Raw genomic sequence first — 22,376 nt, forward strand, 5'->3', positions numbered from 1 at the left:
CGCCCGGCTCAGTCCACCCACCCGACCAGCAGGACGAGTTCCAGCCACTTCCACGCCACGTCCGCCTGCATGAACCCCACCTCCCGCAACCACTCCACCTGCGTCCAGGCGGGAGCGAGGCGGTTGCTCTGATCCTCTTTCCCACCCAGCAGCGCGAGGAAGCGGGCGTGCTCACGCTCATTCACGCTGGCGACGTGTTCGAGGTTCAGGAAGACGCCGCCGGGCGCGAGACGGGCACGAACCTCCCGGTACAGGGTCCGCTTGCGCTCGTCGGGCAGATGGTGGATGGCGAAGCCGCTCACCACGGCGTCGAACGTTCCCAGGTCGGGCAGCGGGTCGTTCAGGTCGTGATGGGCCGCAGTCACGCCGACTTGCCCCGCGAAACGGGCGCGGGCCGCCTCCAGCATCGCCTCCGACGCGTCGAGCGCCACCCCCTCCGCCTGCTCGAAGCGTGAGCGGACGAGGGCGAGCAGCCGCCCGTCCCCACACCCCAGGTCGAGCACCCGCCGGGTGTGGACGGGCAGGAGGTCGAGGAGCAGCCTCTCCCCCACCCCCCGCTGGGGCACGGCGTCCTGCGCGGCAAGGTAGGCGCGGGCGTACTCGGGGTCGCGGTACTCGGTCATGGGGCTCCTCGGGAATGGGGGCGGGGCGGGGCACGTAAGCTGAGTCATGCCCACCCCCGGAGTGATGGACCTGATCGCGCTGCTGGCCTTCCTGGCGCTGCTGTTCGGGCTCTATGTAGTTGTCAGGGTCATCCGCCGCGCCTGGGACGGAGGCAACTCCGCACGTGTCCGGGAACTGGAAAGCCGGGTGCGAGACCTCGAAGACGGGCGGTGAAAGGAGCAGGGGCGGCGGCCCACCTGGCAACCCGCCGCCCCTCCCCTGCTTCTCCCGGGCTTACCCGACGCTCGGGCTCGCCACCCCGTCCAGCACGGCGTGGGTGAAGGTCCGCGTGTCCGCCTTCCCGCCCAGGTCGCGGGTAGGGTGCTCGCGCAGGGCCAGGGCCACCGCGCGGTCGATCTGGTTGGCGGCCTCGGGGCGGTGCAGCGAGTGGCGCAACAGCATCCCGGCGCTCATGATCGCGGCGGCGGGGTTGGCAATCCCCTGCCCGGTGATGTCGGGGGCGCTCCCGTGGATGGGCTCGAAGAGGCCCGGGCCGTCCCCCAGGCTCGCGCTCGGCATCAGACCCAGGCTGCCCGGGATCACGGCGGCGAGGTCGGAGAGGATGTCCCCGAAGAGGTTTTCCGTGACGATCACGTCGTAGCGGCCGGGGTCGGCGACGATCAGCATGGCGACCGAATCCACGTACTCGTGGTTCAGGTGCACGTTGCGGTACTCGCGGCCTTGCAGGGCGGTCACGTCGCGGCGCCAGAGTTCGGAGACCTCCAGCACGTTCGCCTTGTCCACGCTCGTCACCCGGCCCCGGCGCTGCTCGGCGGCCCAGAAGGCGACGCGGGCCACCCGCTCGACCTCGGGCGTCGTGTAGCGCATGGTGTTGTAGGCCGTGTTGCCCTCGATCTTGCGGTCCCCATCGAAGTAGATGCCGCCTAGCAGCTCGCGCACGATCAGGATGTCCACCCCACGCGCCAGCTCGGGCTTGAGCGGCGAGAGGTGTTCCAGCCCCGGCTGCACCCGCACGGGCCGCAGGTTGGCGTAACAGCCCAGCGCCTTGCGCAGCGCGAGCAGGCCGCTCTCGGGGCGCAGGTGGCGGGGGAGACTGTTCCACGGGCTGTTCTGCGGCCCGCCCACCGTGCCGAGCAGCACGGCGTCCGCGTCCCTCAGCGCGTCGCGGGTGCGCTGGGGGAAGGGATCGCCGGACGTGTCATACGCACCGCCCCCGATGGCGTGCTCTTCGATGGTCACGTCGGGCGCCACTTCGCGCAGCACCTCGACGGCGGCGGCGGTGACCTCCGGCCCGATGCCGTCGCCGGGCAGGGTAACGACCTTAGGCATGGGTGGCCTCCCCCTGGGCGGCCCGCACGGCCGCCGCGTCGTCGCGCTCCTTCATGTACTCCAGCCAGCCACCCGCCCGCTGCACGTCGAGGGCGAACTGGGGCACGGGCACGAAGGTCAGCGTCTGCCCGGTCCGCCTGTTCGTGATCGTGCCGCCCGTGAGGTCGAGGTCGGCCTCGTCACCGTCCTGAAACGCCTCCACGATGCCGTCGCACTCCAGCGCGAGGAAGCCGTTGTTGATCGAGTTGCGGTAGTAGATGCGCGCGAAGTTGGGGGCGATCACGGCGGACACGCCCGCCCCGCGCAGCGCCCAGACGGCGTGCTCGCGGCTGGAGCCACACCCGAAGTCCGCCCCGGCGACGATAATGTCGCCCTTCTGGACGCGCTTCACGAAGCCCTTGTCGTAATCCTCCATCGCGTAGGGCGCGAGTTCGGCCTCCACGTCGGTCGTCAGGTGGCGTGCAGGGATGATCTCGTCGGTGTTGATGTGGTCGCGGGCGAAGACGTGGACAGTGGGCATGGGGGCTCCTTGGGGCAGAGGGCGGAGGGCAGAAAGCAGAGGGCGGGTCAGTTCGAGGGGCGCAGGCGGCCCAGTTCTTCGGGTAAGTCCTCGGCGTAGAGGTCGCGCCAGTGCTCGCCGTCGAAGGTCACCTCGGACTCCATGAAGTACTGGGCGGGGTCGTCGGGGTCGGTGAGGGCGTCGGTCGGGAGGTCGAGGCGGACCCCCTGGACGGCGGGCAGCTCGTCCTGCTCGGCGAGGTGGGGGGCCTCGCCCGCGAAGGTCTCGACGAGCACGTTGCGGGTCCACTCCCCCCAGGCGTCCGGGTTTCCCGCACCCGTCGCTTCGATCAGGTCGGCGCGCACCCGGTCGGCGTGCTCCCCGGGAACCGCGCCCTCCTCCCACTCGACCCGGCCATCGGCCCAGACGGTGACCGGGACGGTTTGCACGTCGAGCATGTTCGACAGCAGCTCGCCGAGTTCGCCCGTGCCGTCCTCGGCGGGCTCGGCGTCCGGGTCGCCGTAGGAGTGCCACGTCTCGCCGTCGAGGGAGTAGCTCGACCCCTCCGGGTCGGGGTGAAACTCCACGTTGCCCCGGGTGGCGAAGGCGAGGCTGAGGGGTGATTGCAGCGGCGCGGGCTGGCGCAGTTCCAGCCGCAGGCGCCGGGCGACGGGAACGGGCCCCTCCTCCTGCTCCAGCAGCTCGTGGTGGGTCTGCGCCCACTCCCCCGGCGTCTCGCCGTGCCACTCGCGGGCGACGGCCTCGATGGCCTCCAGGAGTTCCTCGGGCGGCTCGGGCTCGATGTCGATGCGGCCCTCGGGCCAGTGCTCGACCAGGAAGGAGGCGACCACCTCGCCGCGCAGGTTCAGGGCCGGGTGCTGCATCAGGAACTCGAGCACCTGCCGGGGGTCCTGCCCGGTGGGGAAGCCCTCCCAGCGCGCGCCGTCGAAGGAATGTTGCTGCCCGCGCAACCGCAGGTGGCCGCCCCCCTCGACCGGGAGGTTCAGGCCCACGCCCTCCCCCGCCTGCCCCAGCACGAGGTCGCCCGAGAAGCGCCGCAGCGCGGGCACCGGGATGGCCTGCACGTCCTCCGCCGTGTTCAGCAGCCGATCCGGTCGGCCCGCCATCACGTACGACGTGCGGTACTCGCTGTCCCAGGCTGGCCCGTAGGGCTGGGAGGTCTTCAGGGCGGCCTCGATCCGCCCACGCAGCTCCGCGTCCTCCGGCCCGCGCGTGAGGGTCACGTGGCCGTCCGCGTCCATCTGCGCCTCGAAGGGGTGGACGGTGGGCATCAGCCCGAGTTGTTTGCGCCTTTTGGCTTCACCCATAGGACCTCAGTATTTCAGGGATGGGACGATCACCCATCATGGAATCTGGAAAATGATGAGGAACAGCAAGAATCCCAGCCAGAAGCAAAACGGCACGACCACGGGGACCAGGGCCGTTCCCACGCCGACCCGCCAGGACAGGGCCGGGAGTCGGGACGCGCCCCACAGCACCATCAAACCGAGGCTGGCGGCAACCGCCGTGCGGGTCAGGTTGGAGGAGATGGGAATGGCACTCTGAAGACGGTTCGAGAACCCTGTGACCATCATCACGACGGTGCTCAGGGCAGGCAAGACCGCCCAGCGCCGCTCACGCACGGCCAGCCAGCCCAGCAACCAACCCGCCGCGAAGTAGGCAACGAGCCAGTGGATGTTCTGAAGCCAGTCGATGCCCGTCACCGCCTCTCTCCAGCCTCAGTCCGCCGCCTGCGGTCCCCCCGCGTTGTACTCGCGCGGGTCGGTGATGTACCCGGCCACCGCGCTCGCCGCCACCGTCGCGGGAGACGCGAGGTAAATCTGCGCCGAGGGATCGCCCATCCGCCCCACGAAATTGCGGTTGGTGGAGGAGATGCACACGTCGTCCGGCCCCAGCACGCCCGAGTGCATCCCCAGGCACGCGCCACAGCTCGGGTAGCTCACGCTGGCCCCCGCGTCCACGAAGATTTCCATCAGACCTTCCTGCGCCGCCTGCTTCCAGATCGCCTGGGTGGCGGGCACGACGATCATCTGCACGCCGTCGGCCACTTTGCGCCCCTTCAGGATGCGCGCTACGTCCCGCAGGTCGCCGATGCGCCCGTTCGTGCAGCTTCCCACGTAGGCGTGCGTGACGGCGATGCGGTCCTGGCCCGCCACCCGCCCGTTGCTGGGGATGTGGGGATAGGCGACGGTGGGCTCGACCTGCGAGGCGTCCACGTCGATGACGACCTTGTACCGTGCGTCGGGGTCGGAGGTGTATTCCGTGTACTGGTCGGGCGTGACCCCGCGCTCGGCGAGGTACGCCCGCGTCGTCTCGTCCACCGCGACGATGCCCGTCTTGCCGCCCGCCTCAATCGCCATGTTCGTCAGGGTGAAGCGGCCCTCCATGTCCATCCGGTCGATGGTGTCGCCCACCCACTCCATCACGAGGTAGTTCGCGCCGTCCGCCCCGATCCGCTTGATGACCTCCAGCACGATGTCCTTGGGGGTCACGCCGGGCTGCATCTCGCCGGTGACGCGGATCAGCATGGTCTCGGGCACCTTGAACCATACCCGGCCCGCGTAGATCGCGCCCGCGAGGTCGGTGCTGCCCACGCCCGTGGCGAACATGCCCAGCGCCCCCGCGTTGCAGGTGTGCGAGTCGCCGCTCACGAGGGTCTGACCCGGCTTCACGAGGCCGGTGTTCTCCAGCACGACGTGGGCGATGCCGCCGCGGCCCACGTCGTAGAAGTGCTTGATGCCCTTTTCCTGCACCCAGGACTTGAGCTTCTGGTACATCTTGGCGGCCTTGATGTTCATGGCCGGGACGGAATGGTCGGGCACGGCGACGATCTGCCCCGGGTTGAACACCCGGTCCATGCCGCGTTCTTCGAGCATCCGCAGGGCGGCGGGGGTGGTGATCTCGTGGCACAGCACCCAGTCGGTCGCGCACTCGATGAGTTGCCCCGGCACCACCTGGTCGTGGCCGCTGTGGGCCGCCAGAATCTTTTCGGCAATCGTCATTCCCATACAGGCACAACTCCTCTTCTAGCTTCCTGCAAGCGAAAGCCCCCGAAGCCGTTTCAGCTCCGGGGGCGGATGAGCGAACGCTGGGCCCGCGCTCACCGCCCCCAACGAAGAAGAAGCGCCACGGGGGCGTCCTTCCGGGTCGGCGGCGCGGTGAACATCGGGGGAAGTGTAGCGCGGCCCGCGAGGGCGGGGCAAGGCGAGACGTGTAGACGGGCCGGGAAGTTCCCTCCCCCTTGATGGACGAGCGCTGTGAACTTGTCTTCATCTGACGGAGGCTTCATGAAATGAGTGGCCGCCGCAAAGTTGACAAGGCCGAAAGAAAAGCCCCCTTAGAATCCTGAGTGCACATGAAGAGACTCCACTTTTCCGGCGCCATGCTCGGTCTCACCGTCCTTCTGGGGGCCTGCTCCAGCCCGACCCCTCCCTCCGCCTCCACCTTCAGCCTGACGGTTAGGCTCGACGGCGTGACGAGCGCCCCCGTCACCGTGACGAACACAACAACGAATACCCAGGTCTTCAGCGGCACGCTGGAGGGCAGCAAGACGTTCGGCAGCCTCAAGGCCGGGGACGTGTTCAAGGTAGAGGGCGGGGCGGTGAACACCTCCGTCACGCCCACCGCGCAGAGCGTCACGCTGGACGCGGACAAGACGGTGACGCTGGCCTATGCGCGAGCGGGCAATGCCGTCGTCGCGGACCGGATCGCCGGGAAGATCAGCGGGAATACCTTCAAGATCGCTCGCGTCATCCTGAACGCCTCCACCCAGCCTCCCTTCGGCGTCGCCGACGTGGACGCCACGAACAGCTTCGACCTCGACCTGAGCGGGCAGACGCCCCCGGCGCGCGGGTTCTACCTGCTGACCGAGGGCTGTACCGCGACGGGCGCGAACACCAATCCCACCGTCCGCGTCTGGGGCAACAGCATCCTCGATGCCTACGGCCCCCAGGGAGACCACCTCGGCACGGTGGAGGAGCGGGTGATCTCCGGCGCGGGAAGCCTGGCGCCGCAAACGCGGATTCTGCGGATGTACGCCCAGGCGGACACGACCTTCCAGGGGACATGCTCCTATGATTCCTGGTACGGCAGCACGCCCTTTTCCGAGGACTACGACATCACCCTGAAGGCGGGCTGGAACGCCCTCGCCGTGACGGAGAGCGGCAACCATTACGTCTACCGCAACATCGGCAGCGACACCCGTACCGAACTGCGCTTTTTCAGCGCCGAGCCGGGCGTGTCCGTGTCCCTCAACCCGGCGACGCTGACCTTCAAGAGCGACGACGCCGTGACGGTGGACGCCCAGCTCACGCAGGTCGGCGGGTACAGCGGGACCGTCACGCTGAAGACGGACGATCCCAACCTGACCGTGGAGCCGTCCACGCTGACCCTGCCTGCCCTCACGGCACAGGCGGTGAAGACGGAGGCGACGGGCGGGCGGCTGGCGGAGCTGGGGCTGAGTCCACAGAGCCTGACCCGGAAGCTGACGTTCCGTTACACGGGCAGCGAGAATACCAGCCGGTCGTTCTCGCTCGACGTGCTTGACGCGTCGGGGAACCGGGTGGGCGGCGGCTACGGCTCGCTGGTGGTGCAGCGCCCCGGCATCCACCTGTCGACCTACGCGTCCTCCGGGCTGGAGGTGACGCCGAACAGTTCGGTCAGGTTTTCCGCCTACCTCAGCAGCACGGGCAACTTCAGCGGTCCGGTGACCCTGCGGATGGAGGGCCTGCCGGAGGGGATCACCGCCGACACGCAGACGGTGAACCTGAACGGCTCCGCCTCCGGCGAACTGACCCTGACGGGGGGCGAGACCCTGACGCCCGGTGAGTACGCGGCCACCCTCGTCGCGGAGGGCGGCGGGTACAGCGCGCGCAGCACCGTCAAGCTCGTGGTCCCCAAGCCCACGGTGTCCGTCCAGGTCCAGAACCCGTATTCCGGCGTCAGCGTGTACCAGGGAACGGCGGGCAGCGTGCGCGTCAACGTCTCCGGCAACGCGGGCTTCAAGGGATCCACCACGCTCACGCTCACCGGCCTCCCGGCGGGCGTCAGCGCCAACCCCGTGACCGTGAACGTCGTCGCCAACGCCACCACGACCGTCGACATCCCCCTTCAGGTGGAGGCGGGGGCCACCCTGGGCAGCAGCAGCGTCCGCGTCACCGGGAGCGACGTCCGACCGAGCAACTTTCCCGGCTCCTACGAGACTTTTCAACTCAACGTCAAACCTGCCCGGACCCTGATCGGGACGATCTCCTCCCCGGCCCCCGCGGCCGACGGCATCTGGTTTACGGCCGACAACACCTACAACTCCGCCAGCGGCGGTTACCAGACGACCTTCCGGCGCTTCGCCGGGGGGAAGACGGCCCAGGAAGTCAAGTTCAACAACGTTTCGTCGCAGCTCCTGCCCATCCCGGGTGGGGACGTGTACGTCCTCTCCTCGGGCGCGAACACGGTGTACCGCCTCAAGGATGACGGCACGACCACCCTCCTGACCGCCCCGAGTGCCAACCGCTTGAGTTTCGGCGCCGTGGACTCCCAGGGTCGTGTGTGGTTTATCCAGAGTGTCGGCGAGCAGGTCGGGGCGTACACCTACGGGCTGTGCCGCTGGGACCCTGCCACGGGGAGCGTCACCACGGTGGACACCACGCGTTCCTACGGCTACGGGGGGAACAGTCAGGACTTCAAGGTCAGCAACGACGGCAAGTTCGTGGTCTACCGGGGGAGCTCTTACGCCAAGCCGCTGCTGATCGACACGACCACGGCGGCCATTCGGGAGATGACCAGCGCCACGGGCAGCATCGACAGCGTCGCCGTCTCGAACACGGGCGAGGTCTGGTTCACGGTCTACGGCAGGCCCACCCGGGTGAACGCCGACGGCTCCGCGACGACCTTCAACCTGGAGTCCAGCCTCAGCCTCGTCGGCTTCGATCAGCAGAACCCTCAGCTCCTGTGGGCCACGGGTTCGGGCGCCGCTTTCAGGATCAACCCGGAAACGGGGGGAGCAACCAGCATCCCCACCGACGGCGGGAGCGGCATTCTCAACCGTGATGGGGGCGTCAGCCTGCTCACCAACGAGTACGTAGGCGGAAGCTATCAGTCTTACCTGACGGTCCTGCGCTGAAACCACGCCCGCCGCTGGCCTCTCCTCAGGTGAGAGGTCAGCTTGGTCATCTGTGTCCGGCTCATCGCGGTCCTCCATTCCGTTGAAGGGACAACCTGCGTCCCTTCAACGCCACGCAGGGCCGCTTCATCACGGGTGCTCGCTCCGCTCGGGCCGGACACCGCTGTCAGGCGTCACTCTCCACCCAGCCCCCCCTTTCCTTCCCGGCGGTGCGCGCTAGGGTGGCGGTCATGTCCGACGTGTCCGCCCCCTCTCCCACCTCCGGCACCCTCGCCGCCGTCTGGCGCCTCCCCCACGCCCCGGGGCTCGCCCTCACGGTCCTCTTCATCGGCCTGGCCCAGTCGCTCGCCGCCCCCTACCTCCCCCTCTTCGCGGTGGACCGCCTGGGCCTCACGCCGCTGCAACTGGGCGTCTTCCTGACCCTGACCGCCGTGAGCAGCGTGCTGATCAGCACCCGGCTGGCCCGGCTCTCCGACCACCTCCCGGACCGCCGCCCCGTCCTGCTGCTCGCGCTCGCGGCGGGCGCGCTGGGGTACGCGGGGCTGAGTGTCACCCGGGCCTACCCGGTGATGCTCCTGATCGGGGTCACGCTGCTGGCGACGGGCGCGGCGGCCTTTCCGCAGGTATTCTCGCTCGCTCGGGCCCAGTTCGCGGTGGCTCCGGGGGGCCTCCCCGACCGGGCGGTGACGGCGCTCAGGTCGGTCTTCGCCCTCGCCTGGGTGGTCGGGCCGGGGGTAGGGGCCTTCGCCCTCGCGCGGCTGGACTTCCACGGCCTCTTCCTCGTCACGGCGGGGTGTCTTACGCTCGCCGCCCTGCCCGTCCTGCGGGTGAGGACGGCGCCGCCCACCCCCGCGCGCGCCGTGACGACCGAGGCGAGGCAGGACGGACGGCCACGCCGTCCCCTCGCCTGGGTCACCCTGGCCTTCGTGCTGTACGGCATGAGCATGAGCATGGGCATGACGATGTTCCCGCTGCTCGTCACCCGGGTGCTCGGCGGCACGGACGGGCAGGTGGGCTTTCTGGTTGGATTTTGCGCCCTGCTGGAAATTCCCCTGATGCTCGCCTTCGTGGCGGCGCGGCGTCTCCCCTCCACCGAGCGGCTGGTGAAGTGGGCGATGGTCCTTTTCGTGCTGCACTTCGCGCTGCTTTTCCTCGCGCAGGGGATGCCGCTCCTCGTCGTCACGCAGGCGGTGCGGGCGGCCGTGCTCGCCGTGCTGGCAGGGCTGGGCATGGCCTACTTTCAGGAACTCATGCCGGGCCGCTTCGGCGTCGCCACCACCCTGTACTCGAACACCATGAACGTCGGGAGCATGTTCGCGGGGATCGTGTCGGGGGCGTGTGCGCAGCTTTTCGGCTACCGCGCTGTCTTTCTGCTGTGCGCCCTGCTCACCCTGGGAGCGTGGGTGGTCATGCAGGCCATTACGCGCCCGCGGGTGGTGACGAGGCGGGAGGTTGAGGCGCCCCTGTAGGGAACCAATGGAAGAGGGGCCAGCCTTCCAGGTCGGAGCTGGCCCCTCTTCCCGCGTCGAACGGCTACCGGCGGCACCCCTCGGCGATGCTCGCGGCGAGGGCCCCCACGTCCTGCCCCTCGCGCACGGCGTTGACAAAGGCGCTGCCGACGACCACCCCGTCCGCCACCCCGGCGACCTGATGGGCCGTCTGGGCGTCCTTCACCCCGAAGCCCACGGCGACGGGCACCCGGGCGTATTCACGCGCGAGGGCGAGCATGGCGGGCACCTCGCCGAGCGCCGTCCCCTCCCGCGCCCCGGTCACCCCCGTTACCGAGACGGCGTACAGGAAGCCGGTGCAGGCGTCCGCCACCAGCTTGATGCGCTCCGGCGTGCTCGTCGGCGCGATCAGGAACGTCACCGCCAGCCCGTGCTCGGCGGCGAGGTCCGCGATTTCGAGGTCCTGGTCGGGCGGCAGGTCGGGGAGAATCAGGCCGTCCACCCCCGCGTCCTGCGAGAGCCGCATGAACTCGCGGGGCCCGACGGCGTAGATGGGATTGACGTACGTCATGATCACGATGGGCGTGTCGTGACGGGCCCGCAGCTCCTTCACGAGCGCCAGGGTGCGCCGCGTGCTCGTGCCGCCCGCCAGCGCCTGCTCGGACGCCCGCTGGATGGTGGGACCGTCGCCGAGGGGATCGGAGTAGGGGATGCCGACTTCGAGCAGGTCCGCGTGAGCGAGCAGGGCGTCGGCGACCCCGGGGAACGCTGACGCGCTCGGGTAACCCGCCGTCATGAAGGGCATGAAGGCGGCGCGACCCTCTGCCTTCACCCGCTCGAAGGCGGCGTGAATCCGCTCGGCGCCCCTCGTCAGCGTCGCGGTCATGCCAGAACCTCCCGGGTGACCTGCTCCACTTCCTTGTCCAGCAGGCCCTGGTCCCGCTCCATCTCCAGCAACCGCATGACCTCCGCCACGTCCTTGTCGCCGCGGCCGGAGAGGTTGACCACGATCACGCCGTCCGGCCCGAGTTCCTGCGCCAGCCTCACCGCGTGGTAGATGGCGTGGGCGCTCTCCAGGGCGGGGATGATGCCCTCCAGCCGGGTGAGGAGTTGCAGGGCTTCCAGAGCCTGCGCGTCGGTGACGGGCACGTACTCGGCCACGCCCGTCTCGGCGTAGTGGCAGTGCTCGGGGCCGATGCCGGGGTAGTCCAGGCCCGCGCTGATGGAGTGCGGCGGGACGATCTGTCCCTCGTCGTCGTTCAGCAGATACATCATCGAGCCGTGGAGGACGCCGATGCGCCCGCCCGCCATGCTCGCCGCGTGCCTGCCGCTCTCCACGCCCTCCCCGGCGGCCTCGGTGCCGATCAATCGGGGCCGCTCCTCTGCAGGCAGGTAGGCGTACGGCGCGAAGATGCCGATGGCGTTCGAGCCGCCGCCCACGCAGGCCACGATGGCGTCGGGAGCGGAGCGGCCCTCCACCGCCTGAAGCTGGACCTTGACCTCCTCGCCGATCACGGCCTGGAAGTCGCGGACCATCGCCGGGTAGGGGTGTGGGCCGACCACGCTGCCCAGGATGTAGAAGGTCTCCCGCACGTTCGTCACCCAGTCGCGGATCGCCTCGTTGGTCGCGTCCTTGAGGGTGCTCGTGCCGGAGGTGACCTCGCGGACCTCGGCGCCGAGCAGCCGCATCCGGAAGACGTTGAGGGCCTGACGGCGGATGTCCTCGGCGCCCATGTAGACCACGCAGTCCAGGCCCAGCAGGGCGGCGGCGGTGGCGGAGGCGACCCCGTGCTGCCCGGCCCCCGTCTCGGCGATCACCCGGCGCTTGCCCATCCGCACGGCGAGGAGGGCCTGCGCGAGGCAGTTGTTGATCTTGTGGGCGCCCGTGTAGTTGAAATCCTCGCGCTTGAGGTAAATCCTCGCCCCGCCCGCATGGTCCGTCAGGCGCTGGGCGAGGTACAGGGGACTGGGGCGGCCCACGAACTCCCTGAACAGGCGGTCGAGTTCACCGAGGAAGGCGGGATCTGCTTTGGCGGCCCGGTAGGCGGCTTCGAGTTCGTCGAGCGCGGGGATCAGCGTCTCGGGGACGTAGCGCCCGCCGAAGCGTCCGTAGCGCCCGCGCCCGTCCGGCTGCGGGTAGCTGGGGAGAGTGAGGGACATGATCCTCAGGATAGAATTCCGGGCCTAACGGGCGTTTGGGAAACTTAGACAAGTCATCTAAGTTTGTGGGGGAAGAGGGAATTGAGCGGGGGGTAATTGCGCGCGCCAGAACGGCAATAACTCTGTCGCTCCTACAGTGTCCGGCACCTCCCACCCGAGCGAGCGGGCGAGGGTCGCCAGCACCCGCCCGGGCTCCTCTCCCCCCTCGCGCAGGGCCATCAGCGGTGGTGCTCCCCCCCGCTTGGCGAGGCGTTCGCCCCGAAAGTCAGTCAGGAGGGGAACGTGGAGGGAACGCGGGCTGGGATAGCCCAAAGCTTTTTGCAGGGCCACCTGCCGGGGCGTGGCGGGCCACAGGTCGGCGCCGCGCACCACGTCCGTCACGCCCATCAACCCGTCGTCCACCACGACCGCGAGGTGGTAGGCGTAGGCCCCGTCGTTGCGGCGGAGCACGAAGTCGCCGACCTCGGTGGGGAGGTGCTGGCAGAGAGTCTCCCGGGTCAGGGCGTCGTGGGCATACACGGTCTCGTCCGGCACCCGCCAGCGCAAGGCGGCGGGCCGCTCTGGATTCACGCGGCCCGCCCGGCACGTCCCCGGATAGACAGGCTCCTCGCCGTGCGGGGCACCCGCGCTCGCTTGAATGGTCGCCAGCACCTCGCGCCGGGTGCAGGTGCAGGGGTAGGTGTCGAGGTGCGTCACCGCCTCCGCGTACACGTCCAGTCGCTCGGACTGCGTGTACTCCGCGTCCCAGTCCAGCCCCAGCCACTCCAGGTCACGGCGGGTGGTGTCGAAGGCCCAGGGTCTCACCCGCCCGGTGTCCAGGTCCTCGAAGCGCAGGAGGTGGCGGCCCCCCAGGGCGCGGGAGTGCAGCCAGGCGAGGAGGGCCGTGCGCGCGTTCCCGAGGTGCATCGCGCCCGTCGGGCTGGGGGCGAAGCGGCCCACGACGGGCGGGGAGGAGGCGGTCATCGGCGTCAGGGTAACGCGGTCCCGGCATCATGTCCCCCATGACCGTTCCCCTCTCCGGCCCTGACCGCCTGACCCTCCTGCTCGGGTCCGAGACGTACTGGACGGCGCGGGCCATGCGCGAGCAGGGCAGCCGCTTCTACCGGGCACTCGGGGAGGCGCTGGAGGCCGCCGACCTGGGCAACCGCCGCTTGATCTACGCGGCGTGGACGGACGCGATCTGGGACTTCTACGAGCGCGGCCTGCGGCTGGAGGCGGAGGAGGGCGGCTCGGGCGAGGGTTGACCGATCAGCGCGTAAAAGGCTTCTCGCGCCACCGTCCGCAGCGTTCCGATGGGGCCGACCGGGACTTCCCCAGCGTCCAGCCGCTCCCGTTTCCGGGCATGGCGTCGGCGCTCAGACTCCGAAGGACCCGGCACCGGCTGGCCGATCAGCGCCAGCACCAGTTGCGCCAGCAGCGTCTGGAGGGCTCGCAAGGCCTCTTTCACCCTAAGGGATACGCCAACCGGCGGGCGGACGTTCCCGGCGTACACTGCCCGGATGAGCTTTGCACAGCCCCCCACCCTCCTCGCCGTGTTCGCCCACCCCGACGACGAGGCCTTCAGCGTCGGCGGCACCCTCACCCACTACGCGCGGCGGGGCGTGCGGGTGGTCCTCGCCTGCGCCACCCGCGGCGAGGCCGGGAAGATCACCGTGCCGGGCATGACCGTGGACGACCTCGGCCAGCAGCGCGAGGGGGAGTTGCGCGAGGCGTGCCGGGCCCTCGAAATCCCGGAGCCCGTCTTCCTCGACTTCCACGACTCGGGCCGCTACGAGCGCACCCGCCATGACGACCCCCTCGCGCTGATGAACGTGAGCCCCCTCGACGTGGAGGTCAAACTCCGCGCGCTGATCGGGGACGTGCGGCCTCAGGTCATGGTGACCTTCGATCCCCACGGGGGCTACGGGCACATCGACCACCTCCAGATTCACCGGGCGGCGGTGGGCGCCTTTTTCAGCACCGGGCACGTGCCGGGCGGGGGGCCACGGCGCCTGTACTTCACGGCGTTCACGCACGAGGCGGCGCAGGGCATCGCCCGCATGGGGCAGGACCTCGACCCCCTGGTCTACGGGGTCAGCGAGGACACCATCGCCGTGCGGATGAACGTCACCGCCTACGCCGAGAACAAGAAATCCGCCCTCGCCGCCCACGGCACCCAGACGGGCGAGACGAGCCTGCTGGGCCGCATGAGCCCCGAGGAACGTCAGGCGATGGAAACGCGCCTGCTGGGCACCGAGAGCTTCGCCATCGGCGGGACGCGCACGCCCGTCCCCACCCTGCCCCTCCGGGGGCTGTTCGACGGGCTGCCCGGCTTCGAGGCGCTGGACGACTGAGGGGCGCGGGACAGGGCCCGCGTTCCTACCCCTGCCCCAGCAACCTCCTGACCGCGAAGCGCACCCGGCCCAGGTTCGCCACGTCGTCGAAGGCGGTGAGCAGGATCTGGTCGCCGTGTGGGGTGAGCAGCAGGGGGCCTCCGTCCACGTCGAGAAGGAGGTCTTGCCACTGCCCCTGGCCGAGGGCCGCCTGAAGGCTGCCGATGACCGCACGCCCTGGCCCCACGACACCGAGGTCCGCTCCCTCTCCCACGGCGGTCACGACGGCGCCGCGCGCGTCCACCAAGGCGGCGTGCCTGACCCCACGCACGTCGAGCAGCGGCGCGATCACGCGTGCTCCAGCGCGGGCAGGTCGCTGAGTTCCGAGGCGAGGCGGGCGAGGAACTGCTGCGCGCTCCGCGTGTCGGTGCCCCGTTGCAAGGCGGCAGCCAGGACGAAGCTCTCCCCGGCCACCGCGACGACCTCGACCCGCTCCGCCGTAAAGGCCACCCGGGTGACCTGCCCCGCGCCCAGACGGCGGCCCATCCGCTCCAGCCCAGTTCGCAGCGAGGTCAGCTCGGCGGCGAGCGCGTCTCCACCCGAGCCCAGGGTTTCGAGCGGCAGGCCGTCGGGACCCGCGAGGACGGCCCCCACCAGGCCGGGAACGGTGCGCAGAAGGTCAAGCCTCACAGGTGGGCCTCCAATTGACGGGCGGCGGCGCGGCCATACAGCCGGGCCTGCCCGAGGTTGCTGCGCCCGTCGAGGGCGAGGAGCAGGAAGAAGTCGGCGGTGATGGGGTGCAGGAAGACGCTGACCCGCTCGCCGCGCAGGTACAGCTCGCGCGGGTTGCCGTCCCCCAGGGTCTCGCCGTAGGAGGCGTTCGCGGCGCGCAGGAGTCCGGCGTGTTCGGCCACGAGGAGGCCCAGGTCGGTGTCGGCGGCGGCGTGGCCCTCGACGAGCAGGCCGTCGAGTCCGCCGATGGCGGCGGCCCACGCGCCGTCCACGTCCGTCACGAGTTGCGTGAGGTGGGTGAGCATCGCCCGGTATCGTAGGCGCCGCGTTCACGCAGAATTCTGACAGGCAGGCGCAGGCGACTCACCACCCTGAAACGGCCCTGAGAGGCGCGCGCCCTGATCGCCAAGCCCTCTCCTGAAAGGCCGTGCAGGTCAGGCTCACGGCGGTTCTCGCTCACCCAACCCGACCCCCGTGGACACCCTTTGACCTCGTGTTTTCCCCATCCCGGTGCGGTAGAATAACGACTGGAAAAGAGGGGTGGGTCGTTATGCTCACAGCATAATGTGATAGACTCATTCCATTCCCGGCCCCCTGCCGGGTCCACCATTGCCCCCGCCGACGGGCCCTTTTTCTCCGTGCGGCGCGCACAGACTGGAGCCTCATGACCGGAATTCAACCTGTTGACATCACCAGCGAAGTCAAAACGAACTTCATCAACTACGCGATGAACGTGATCGTGGACCGCGCGCTGCCCGACGTGCGCGACGGTCTCAAGCCCGTGCAGCGGCGAATCATGTACGCGATGCTGCAAGAGGGCTTGGCCGCCAACCAGAAGCACGCCAAGTCGGCGGCGGTGGTCGGCGAGGTGATGAAGAAGTACCACCCGCACGGCGACGCGCCCGTCTACGACGCGATGGTGCGCCTCGGGCAGTGGTGGAACCTGCGCTACACGATGGTGGACCCGCAGGGGAACTTCGGCTCCATCGACGGCGACCCGCCCGCCGCCATGCGCTACACCGAAGCGCGCATGACCAAGCTCGCCGAGGAGCTGCTGGCCGACCTCGAAAAGGAGACGGTCGACCTCAAGCCCAACTACGACGAGACGACGGTCGAGCCCACGGTGCTGCCGTCCGCCGTGCCCAACCTGCTCGTGAACGGGGCGACGGGCATCGCGGTGGGCATGGCGACGAACATCCCGCCGCACAACCTGACCGAGATCAGCAACGGTCTCCTCGCGCTGATCGACAACCCGAACATCAGCCTCGACGAGATGATGAACCACGTGCAGGGACCGGACTTCCCGACGGGCGGGCGCATTTCGAAGCAGGGCATCCGGGAGGCGTACGCGACCGGGCACGCGGGGCTGAAGGTGCGCGGCAAGGCCCGCATCGACGAGAAGAACGGGCGGGCGCAGATCATCATCTCCGAGATTCCCTATCAGGTGAACAAGACCAACCTGATCCAGACGATCTCGGCGATGTACAAGGCGGGCAAGATCCCCGACATCTCCGCCCTGCGCGACGAGTCCGACCGCAAGGAGCCGGTGCGGATCGTGGTGGAACTCAAGCGCGGCGCGATTCCCACACTGGTGCTCAACCAGCTCTACAAGTACACGCAACTCCAGTCGACCTTTACGGTGATCAACCTCAGCATCGTGGGGGGCGAGCCGCGCGTGCTGCCGCTGATCGACACGATGCGGCACTTCCTGACCCACCGCCGCGACGTGGTGACCCGCCGCACCGCCTACGACCTGCGCAAGGCCGAGGAGCGGGCGCACGTGCTCGAGGGGCTGCTCAAGGCGCTCGACAACATCGACGAGGTGATCGAACGCATCCGGGCGGCGAACACGGCGGCGGAGGCGCGCGACGCGCTGATGGGGCGGTTCGACCTCACCGAGATTCAGGCGCAGGCGATCCTCGACATGCGGCTGCAACGCCTCGTGGGGCTGGAGCGCGAGCGGCTGATGGCCGAGTACGACGAGTTGCAAAAGATCATCGAGCGCCTGCGCGGCATCCTCGGCGACGAGCGGCTGCTGTGGCGCGAGATCAAAAAGGAGATCCGCGACGTGCGCGACCGCTACGGCGACGCCCGGCGCTCGGTGATCACCCAGCTTGAGGACGACATCTCCAAGGAGGACCTGATCGCCGTCGAGGACATGGTGATCACCATGACCAAGGCGGGGTACCTCAAGCGCACGAACCTGGGCGCCTACCGGGCGCAGGGCCGCGGCGGGCGCGGGGCCTCGGGCGGCAGGCTGCGCGAGGAGGACATCAACACGAGCGTCTTCGTGGGCTCCACGCACGACTACCTGCTGTTCTTCACCGACGCGGGCCGCGTCTTCCACGAGAAGATCTACGACCTGCCGGAGGCGGGCCGCGACGCCAAGGGCACGCACATCCGCAACCTGCTGCCTTCGCTGCGCGAGGACGAGAACATCGCCTCGGTGCTCAGCGTGAAGGGCTTTGACGAGGCGGGCAGCTTCGTGTTCGCCACGCGCAAGGGGGTGGTGAAGAAGACCGCCATCGCCGAATACGGCAACATCACCTCGGCGGGGCTGATCGCCATCAACCTCCAGCCGGGCGACGAACTCATCGGCGTGGGCATCCAGCGCAACGGCGACGACGTGGTGCTCGCCACCCGCGAGGGCCAGGCGATGCGCTTCGCCGCGACCGAGGTGCGCGACACGGGCCGCGCGACCCAGGGCGTGATCGGCATCCGCCTGCGCGAGGACGACGCCGTGGTGAGCATGGCGCTCGTGCCCGGCGGCGACGAGGGCAGCGAACTTCTGGCGGTGAGCGAGTACGGCCTGGGCAAGCGCACCCCGGTCGGCGACTACCCCAGCAAGGGGCGCGGCGGTCTCGGCGTGATCACCCTCGGCGTGACCGACAAGACCGGCAAGCTCGTCACCCTGACCCACGTGGCCGGGAACGAGGAGCTGATGGTCCTGACCGAGAAGGGCACGGTGATCCGCACCCGCGTCGAGGAGGTCCGCGTGACCGGCCGGGGCGCGCAGGGCGTCAAGGTCATCAACATCGGCGACAAGGACCGCGTGATCAGCGCCTTCCCCATCCGCCGCGAGGACGAGCTGTAAGCCTTCGGCGAAGAGATGCTCGACGCGCCCGGCCCCGGTGGTCGGGCGCGTTTCCCTTCTGGAGGCCCCGGTCCGCGTCCTCTCGCACACGATCTGCCAAGACATCGGAGCGGCCTTTCCAATGAAGCGGCAATGAGAGGGGCAGCCCCCTCGTCCCCCCTGTTTTTGTCGTCTCAGTCGGCCCCAGCGGGCGAAAGATACCCGGGCACGATGGTGAGCTAAACGCTGATTAAAGAAACAAAACTGTTTACAAAAACGTGATCAGAGGTTACACTGTGATCCATGCGGGGATGCACCCGCGCCCCCCTCTCCGATCTCAACGCCCAGGAGGCGAGCCCCATGACGCAGACCAACTCCTCCCTGACGAAGACCTTCGTGGACACCGTGACCTACCGCCCGGGCGCGGTCATCCTCTACCCCGGCAAGAGCGACATGCTCTACCGCGTGGCGAGCGGCCTGGTTCGCATCCACACGATGGACGACGACGGCAACGGCCTGACCCTGCGCTACGTCAAGCCCGGCGAGTACTTCGGCGAGGAAGCCCTGGCGGGCGTGAACCGCGCCTACTTCGCGGAGGCCGTGACCGACTCCAGCGTGGACGTGATCAACCCCGCGCTGATGACCGCCGAGGACAACCTCGTGGTCACCACCCACCTCGTCAAGACGCTGGAGCGTGCCTACGAGAGCATCTACCGCCTCGTCGGCAAGCGGCTGCGCGCCCGGATCGCGGGTGAGCTGCTGGAGCTCAAGGACACGGCCCTCGCCACCCAGCTCGACTCCGGCGAGACGATGATCTACGCGACCCACGACGAGCTGGCCGCCGCGGTGGGCTCGGTGCGTGAGACCGTCACCAAGGTCGTCGGCGAACTCAGCCGCGAGGGCGTGATCAGCGCCGGGTACGGCAAGATCACCCTCAAGAACGAGCAGGCGCTGAGCACCATCGCCGCCGCTTAAGAGCACACGCACCACAGACCGCCCGGTTAACGCCGGGCGGTTTTTACTTTCGTCCTCTGTGACCAGACGTGTGACAACATTCGTCCAGATACCGCTCCTGTTTCCTTCAGACGCTCCCTTTACACTCCCCGGTATGGCGACCTTTTCCCCCGAACGACCCCTGCGCGTGGCCGTGATCGGCAGCGGCCCCAGCGGGATTTACGCCGCCGAGGCGCTGACCAGGCAAGCCGACGTGCCCGTGGAGGTGGACGTGTTCGACCGTCTGCCCACTCCCTACGGCCTCGTGCGCTACGGGGTCGCGCCCGACCACCTCACCATCAAGAGCGTGACCAAGGGCTTCGAGAAGACCTTGGCGGACCTCCGCGTCCGCTTTCTCGGCAACGTCGAGTTCGGCAGCGACCTCACCCACGAGGAGGCGCGGGAGCACTACGACGCCGTTATCTACACCGTGGGCGCGTCCTCCGACCGCCGCCTGGGTATTCCCGGCGAGGACCTGACGGGCTCCATGAGCGCCACCGAGTTCGTCGCCTGGTACAACGGCCACCCGGACGCGGCGGCGCGCGAGATGCTGCTGAACGCGACGGGCGTGGCGGTGGTCGGCGTGGGGAACGTGGCCCTGGACGTGAGCCGCATCCTCGTCAAGACGGTGGCCGAGCTGCGGGAGAGCGACATCGCCGAGCACGCGCTCGCCGCCCTGGAGCGCAGTCAGGTCAAGGACGTGTGGGTGCTGGGACGCCGGGGACCTTTGCAGGCCGCCTTCACCACCAAGGAGCTGCGCGAGTTCGGGGAGCTGGAGGGGGCCGACCCCATCGTCAAGCCCGCCGAGGTGCAGGTGGACGAGACCGCCGAGGCGGCGAATACGGACAACACCAAGAAGAAGAATCTGGAGGTCCTGCGCGACTTCGCCGTGCGCACGCCCGAGGGCAAGGACCGGCGCATCCACCTGCGCTTCCTCGTCTCGCCCGTCGAGATTCTGGATGACGGCGAGGGGAACGTGGGCGGGCTGAAGATCGAGCGCAACCGTCTGGACGAGAACGGGAGCGCGGTGGGCACGGGCGAGTACGAGACGCTGCCCGTTCAGATGGTGCTGCGGTCCATCGGCTACAAGGGGGTGGCGCTGCCCGGCGTGCCCTTCGACGAGCGAAAGGGCGTGATTCCCAACGTGGAAGGACGCGTGGAGGGCCAACCCGGCGAGTACACGGCGGGCTGGATCAAGCGCGGGCCCAGCGGCGTGATCGGCACCAACAAGAAGGACGCGGTGGACACGGTGGCGCACCTGCTCGCCGACGCGAAGGCCGGGGCGCTGCCCGAGCCCGCCCAGCCGAGCCGTGAGGCGGTGGACGCGCTGCTCGCGGGCAAGGGGGTGGACGTGTACACCTTCGACGACTGGCAGGCGCTCGACGCACATGAACTCGCGCGGGGCAAGACGCAGGGCCGCCCACGCGGCAAGGTGGTCCACAAGCACGAGATGCTCCAGCACCGCCGGAAGGCGTTGCAAGAGGCGGACGGCTAGAGGCAGAAGGTTGGAGCGACGGGGCTGGGAGGCATCCCGGCCTCTGTCTTTTGCGGCGCCCGTCCAGTTCTCGTTTCCACCCTTCTGCGATACTTCCCGCCATGCAGGCCGAGCCGTCCTCCACCTCCACCCCGCCCCGCACCGACGTTCTGGTCATCGGGGGTGGCCCGGCGGGACTCCACGCGGCCTTTTACGCGGGCTGGCGCGGCCTGAGCGTGCGGCTGGTGGAGGCGCGGGGCGAGCTGGGCGGGCAACTGATGGCCCTCTATCCCGACAAGACCGTGTACGACGCGCCCGGCAGACCGCAGACGCGGGCGGCGGACCTCGTGCGGGCGCTCGAAGACCAGCTCGCCCCCCTGGGGGTGGATGTGCGGACGGGCGAGGTGGCGCACACGTTAGAGCCGGACGGGGCAGGTGGCTGGGTGGTCGGCACGGAGCGTGGACGGTACGAGGCGGGCGCCGTCCTCCTCGCGGCGGGATTGGGCGCCCTGTTGCCGCGTGAGGCGCGGGTGCCGGGGGTGGAGGCTCATCCGGACGTGCGGACGGACCTGCCCAAGCCCGCCGAATTCGCGGGCAAACGCGTCCTCGTGATCGGCGGGGTGCCCCAGGCGACGCGGGCCGCCCTCGGACTCGCGGACGCCGGGGCGGAAGTCACCCTCACCCACCGCCGGGCGGGGTTCCGGGGCGAGCCGGGGGAGTTGGCGCGGCTGGAGGAGTTGCGCTCGGCTGGACGGGTGGAGGTGTTCGCACCCGCCGTCCTCCAACACCTCACACCGCAGGGCGCGGAGCTGACGGTCAGCGGCGAGACCATCCAGCGCGAGGCCGACACCATCCTCGTCCTGGGCGGCTACCTCCCTGACCTCTCTCCCCTTCAGGGCTGGCCCCTTGGGTGGGACGGCGAGTACGTCCCGGACGGCCCCGGTGGAGAGACCTCACTCCCCGGCGTGTACGTGGTCGGCGACCTCGCCCGCTCCGGCAAGGATTTCAAGCTGCTCTCGCTTGCCTTCGCGCAGGCGGCCATCGCTGCCAACCACGCCGCGCACCACGTCCGCCCGGACCTCAAGGTGAGGCCGGGGCACAGCAGCGAGCGGGGCGGGTATCCGGTGAGGAGCGAGGAGCGGGCCTCGTCTCGATGACCCGCCGTGACCTGCCTGCATTGAAGTTGCCTCTACAGTAGGTTCATGACTGCTACCCCCTCTTCCCTCGTGGTCTACGTTGATGTGGACGAGACACTTATCCGCAATTACGGCAAGACGCGTATCCCTATTCCGGCGGTCATCAAGCACGTCCGCTCGCTCTTCGAGCAGGGCGCGGAGTTGTGCTGCTGGAGTTCCGGCGGGGCACAATACGCGCGACAGAGTGCAGTCGAGTGCGGACTGGAAGACTGCTTTGCTGCCTTCCTGCCGAAACCTCAAGTCTTGCTGGACGATCAGCCCATCTCGAACTGGAGACGACTCGTGCAGATTCACCCCAATGGCTGCGACGACCAGTCGGTCCAGGACTACCGGGCGGCCCTTCCCGGCCCTCGGTAGCGTCCGGGCGGTCAGCCTCTCGACCCCGCTAGAATGCCGC

22 protein-coding genes are annotated in these 22,376 nt (G+C 69.3%); 10 read left to right on the forward strand and 12 right to left on the reverse strand.

What is annotated here, in order from left to right:
- Nucleotides 1-8: 8 nt before the first annotated feature.
- Complete coding sequence (locus IC605_RS01155) at nt 9-623, reverse strand: class I SAM-dependent methyltransferase (RefSeq protein ID WP_216317831.1); 615 nt, start codon at nt 621-623, stop codon at nt 9-11.
- 46 nt (nt 624-669) lie between these two features.
- On the opposite strand from IC605_RS01155, the gene IC605_RS01160 reads away from it, so the two are divergent.
- Entirely contained in the window at nt 670-837 is a 168-nt protein-coding gene (locus IC605_RS01160) for a hypothetical protein (RefSeq protein WP_216317833.1), read from the forward strand.
- Between the two features lie 60 nt (nt 838-897).
- On the opposite strand, the gene leuB is transcribed toward IC605_RS01160, so the two are convergent.
- Genes leuB through IC605_RS01185 form a run of 5 tightly spaced genes read right to left on the reverse strand, consistent with a single transcriptional unit; the run spans nt 898 to nt 5,481 of the window.
- Nucleotides 898-1,953 carry a 3-isopropylmalate dehydrogenase gene (gene leuB / locus IC605_RS01165; RefSeq protein WP_216317835.1) on the reverse strand — a complete coding sequence of 352 codons (1,056 nt, stop codon included), beginning with the start codon at nt 1,951-1,953 and terminating at the stop codon, nt 898-900.
- The gene (locus tag IC605_RS01170; protein ID WP_216317837.1) at nt 1,946-2,473 is read right to left on the reverse strand and encodes a 3-isopropylmalate dehydratase small subunit; all 528 of its coding nucleotides are present in this window, start codon (nt 2,471-2,473) and stop codon (nt 1,946-1,948) included. The genes leuB and IC605_RS01170 overlap by 8 nt, the downstream gene beginning before the upstream one ends.
- Nucleotides 2,474-2,520: 47 nt before the next feature.
- Nucleotides 2,521-3,780 (reverse strand): hypothetical protein, encoded by a 1,260-nt coding sequence (locus tag IC605_RS01175; RefSeq protein ID WP_216317838.1) that lies wholly within the window; start codon nt 3,778-3,780, stop codon nt 2,521-2,523.
- Between the two features lie 36 nt (nt 3,781-3,816).
- Complete coding sequence (locus IC605_RS01180) at nt 3,817-4,176, reverse strand: hypothetical protein (RefSeq protein WP_216317841.1); 360 nt, start codon at nt 4,174-4,176, stop codon at nt 3,817-3,819.
- Nucleotides 4,177-4,191: 15 nt separating this feature from the next.
- Nucleotides 4,192-5,481 carry a 3-isopropylmalate dehydratase large subunit gene (locus tag IC605_RS01185; RefSeq protein ID WP_216317842.1) on the reverse strand — a complete coding sequence of 430 codons (1,290 nt, stop codon included), beginning with the start codon at nt 5,479-5,481 and terminating at the stop codon, nt 4,192-4,194.
- A gap of 347 nt (nt 5,482-5,828) precedes the next feature.
- Between IC605_RS01185 and IC605_RS01190 the strand changes: the two genes are divergently transcribed.
- Together IC605_RS01190 and IC605_RS01195 are read left to right on the forward strand one after the other, a co-directional pair.
- On the forward strand, nt 5,829-8,591 hold the full coding sequence (locus IC605_RS01190) for a hypothetical protein (protein WP_216317844.1): 2,763 nt from the start codon (nt 5,829-5,831) through the stop codon (nt 8,589-8,591).
- A 230-nt stretch (nt 8,592-8,821) separates the two neighbouring features.
- Nucleotides 8,822-10,060, forward strand: a complete 1,239-nt coding sequence (locus tag IC605_RS01195; RefSeq protein ID WP_216317846.1) for a sugar efflux transporter — start codon at nt 8,822-8,824, stop codon at nt 10,058-10,060.
- A 64-nt stretch (nt 10,061-10,124) separates the two neighbouring features.
- Here IC605_RS01195 and trpA read toward each other — a convergent pair whose 3' ends face one another.
- The 3 genes from trpA to gluQRS are packed head-to-tail and all read right to left on the reverse strand — an operon-like array spanning nt 10,125 to nt 13,162.
- Complete coding sequence (trpA, locus tag IC605_RS01200; protein WP_216317848.1) at nt 10,125-10,925, reverse strand: tryptophan synthase subunit alpha; 801 nt, start codon at nt 10,923-10,925, stop codon at nt 10,125-10,127.
- Nucleotides 10,922-12,199 (reverse strand): tryptophan synthase subunit beta, encoded by a 1,278-nt coding sequence (gene trpB / locus IC605_RS01205; RefSeq protein WP_216317851.1) that lies wholly within the window; start codon nt 12,197-12,199, stop codon nt 10,922-10,924. Before trpB ends, trpA begins: the two co-directional genes overlap by 4 nt.
- A gap of 57 nt (nt 12,200-12,256) precedes the next feature.
- Nucleotides 12,257-13,162 (reverse strand): tRNA glutamyl-Q(34) synthetase GluQRS, encoded by a 906-nt coding sequence (gene gluQRS / locus IC605_RS01210; protein ID WP_216317853.1) that lies wholly within the window; start codon nt 13,160-13,162, stop codon nt 12,257-12,259.
- 38 nt (nt 13,163-13,200) lie between these two features.
- On the opposite strand from gluQRS, the gene IC605_RS01215 reads away from it, so the two are divergent.
- Both IC605_RS01215 and IC605_RS01220 read left to right on the forward strand, forming a co-directional pair.
- Nucleotides 13,201-13,443, forward strand: coding sequence for a hypothetical protein (locus IC605_RS01215; RefSeq protein ID WP_216317855.1), 243 nt, complete (start codon nt 13,201-13,203; stop codon nt 13,441-13,443).
- A gap of 255 nt (nt 13,444-13,698) precedes the next feature.
- The gene (locus IC605_RS01220) at nt 13,699-14,532 is read left to right on the forward strand and encodes a PIG-L deacetylase family protein (RefSeq protein WP_216317857.1); all 834 of its coding nucleotides are present in this window, start codon (nt 13,699-13,701) and stop codon (nt 14,530-14,532) included.
- A 25-nt stretch (nt 14,533-14,557) separates the two neighbouring features.
- Here the strand turns inward: IC605_RS01220 and IC605_RS01225 are convergent, their stop codons facing one another.
- Genes IC605_RS01225 through IC605_RS01235 form a run of 3 tightly spaced genes read right to left on the reverse strand, consistent with a single transcriptional unit; the run spans nt 14,558 to nt 15,548 of the window.
- On the reverse strand, nt 14,558-14,863 hold the full coding sequence (locus tag IC605_RS01225; RefSeq protein ID WP_216317859.1) for a roadblock/LC7 domain-containing protein: 306 nt from the start codon (nt 14,861-14,863) through the stop codon (nt 14,558-14,560).
- Nucleotides 14,860-15,201, reverse strand: coding sequence for a roadblock/LC7 domain-containing protein (locus IC605_RS01230; protein WP_216317861.1), 342 nt, complete (start codon nt 15,199-15,201; stop codon nt 14,860-14,862). Before IC605_RS01230 ends, IC605_RS01225 begins: the two co-directional genes overlap by 4 nt.
- Nucleotides 15,198-15,548, reverse strand: a complete 351-nt coding sequence (locus IC605_RS01235) for a roadblock/LC7 domain-containing protein (protein WP_216317863.1) — start codon at nt 15,546-15,548, stop codon at nt 15,198-15,200. Before IC605_RS01235 ends, IC605_RS01230 begins: the two co-directional genes overlap by 4 nt.
- A 359-nt stretch (nt 15,549-15,907) precedes the next feature.
- Between IC605_RS01235 and gyrA the strand changes: the two genes are divergently transcribed.
- The 5 genes from gyrA to IC605_RS01260 all read left to right on the forward strand — a co-directional run bounded on the left by gyrA (nt 15,908) and on the right by IC605_RS01260 (nt 22,336).
- The gene (gene gyrA / locus IC605_RS01240; RefSeq protein WP_216317865.1) at nt 15,908-18,337 is read left to right on the forward strand and encodes a DNA gyrase subunit A; all 2,430 of its coding nucleotides are present in this window, start codon (nt 15,908-15,910) and stop codon (nt 18,335-18,337) included.
- Between the two features lie 339 nt (nt 18,338-18,676).
- Nucleotides 18,677-19,291: a helix-turn-helix domain-containing protein gene (locus tag IC605_RS01245; protein ID WP_102126665.1), complete on the forward strand. Its 615-nt coding sequence runs from the start codon at nt 18,677-18,679 to the stop codon at nt 19,289-19,291.
- 133 nt (nt 19,292-19,424) lie between these two features.
- Entirely contained in the window at nt 19,425-20,804 is a 1,380-nt protein-coding gene (locus IC605_RS01250) for an FAD-dependent oxidoreductase (RefSeq protein WP_216317867.1), read from the forward strand.
- Between the two features lie 101 nt (nt 20,805-20,905).
- The gene (locus IC605_RS01255) at nt 20,906-21,940 is read left to right on the forward strand and encodes an NAD(P)/FAD-dependent oxidoreductase (protein WP_216317869.1); all 1,035 of its coding nucleotides are present in this window, start codon (nt 20,906-20,908) and stop codon (nt 21,938-21,940) included.
- Between the two features lie 45 nt (nt 21,941-21,985).
- The gene (locus tag IC605_RS01260; RefSeq protein ID WP_216317871.1) at nt 21,986-22,336 is read left to right on the forward strand and encodes a DUF705 domain-containing protein; all 351 of its coding nucleotides are present in this window, start codon (nt 21,986-21,988) and stop codon (nt 22,334-22,336) included.
- Nucleotides 22,337-22,376: the final 40 nt, after the last annotated feature.

The organism is Deinococcus aestuarii, assembly GCF_018863415.1.
Lineage (GTDB): Bacteria > Deinococcota > Deinococci > Deinococcales > Deinococcaceae > Deinococcus > Deinococcus aestuarii.

What these genes read in the sequence shown, in the direction of transcription:
- IC605_RS01220 (WP_216317857.1), top strand. Translation starts at nt 13,699, where the DNA reads ATGAGCTTTGCACAGCCCCCCACCCTCCTCGCCGTGTTCGCCCACCCC.
- trpA (WP_216317848.1), bottom strand. Translation starts at nt 10,925, where the DNA reads ATGACCGCGACGCTGACGAGGGGCGCCGAGCGGATTCACGCCGCCTTC.
- IC605_RS01160 (WP_216317833.1), top strand. Translation starts at nt 670, where the DNA reads ATGCCCACCCCCGGAGTGATGGACCTGATCGCGCTGCTGGCCTTCCTG.
- IC605_RS01190 (WP_216317844.1), top strand. Translation starts at nt 5,829, where the DNA reads ATGAAGAGACTCCACTTTTCCGGCGCCATGCTCGGTCTCACCGTCCTT.
- IC605_RS01175 (WP_216317838.1), bottom strand. Translation starts at nt 3,780, where the DNA reads ATGGGTGAAGCCAAAAGGCGCAAACAACTCGGGCTGATGCCCACCGTC.
- IC605_RS01185 (WP_216317842.1), bottom strand. Translation starts at nt 5,481, where the DNA reads ATGGGAATGACGATTGCCGAAAAGATTCTGGCGGCCCACAGCGGCCAC.
- IC605_RS01215 (WP_216317855.1), top strand. Translation starts at nt 13,201, where the DNA reads ATGACCGTTCCCCTCTCCGGCCCTGACCGCCTGACCCTCCTGCTCGGG.
- IC605_RS01155 (WP_216317831.1), bottom strand. Translation starts at nt 623, where the DNA reads ATGACCGAGTACCGCGACCCCGAGTACGCCCGCGCCTACCTTGCCGCG.
- IC605_RS01235 (WP_216317863.1), bottom strand. Translation starts at nt 15,548, where the DNA reads ATGCTCACCCACCTCACGCAACTCGTGACGGACGTGGACGGCGCGTGG.
- leuB (WP_216317835.1), bottom strand. Translation starts at nt 1,953, where the DNA reads ATGCCTAAGGTCGTTACCCTGCCCGGCGACGGCATCGGGCCGGAGGTC.
- IC605_RS01260 (WP_216317871.1), top strand. Translation starts at nt 21,986, where the DNA reads ATGACTGCTACCCCCTCTTCCCTCGTGGTCTACGTTGATGTGGACGAG.
- IC605_RS01255 (WP_216317869.1), top strand. Translation starts at nt 20,906, where the DNA reads ATGCAGGCCGAGCCGTCCTCCACCTCCACCCCGCCCCGCACCGACGTT.
- IC605_RS01245 (WP_102126665.1), top strand. Translation starts at nt 18,677, where the DNA reads ATGACGCAGACCAACTCCTCCCTGACGAAGACCTTCGTGGACACCGTG.
- gluQRS (WP_216317853.1), bottom strand. Translation starts at nt 13,162, where the DNA reads ATGACCGCCTCCTCCCCGCCCGTCGTGGGCCGCTTCGCCCCCAGCCCG.
- IC605_RS01250 (WP_216317867.1), top strand. Translation starts at nt 19,425, where the DNA reads ATGGCGACCTTTTCCCCCGAACGACCCCTGCGCGTGGCCGTGATCGGC.
- trpB (WP_216317851.1), bottom strand. Translation starts at nt 12,199, where the DNA reads ATGTCCCTCACTCTCCCCAGCTACCCGCAGCCGGACGGGCGCGGGCGC.
- IC605_RS01170 (WP_216317837.1), bottom strand. Translation starts at nt 2,473, where the DNA reads ATGCCCACTGTCCACGTCTTCGCCCGCGACCACATCAACACCGACGAG.
- IC605_RS01195 (WP_216317846.1), top strand. Translation starts at nt 8,822, where the DNA reads ATGTCCGACGTGTCCGCCCCCTCTCCCACCTCCGGCACCCTCGCCGCC.
- gyrA (WP_216317865.1), top strand. Translation starts at nt 15,908, where the DNA reads ATGACCGGAATTCAACCTGTTGACATCACCAGCGAAGTCAAAACGAAC.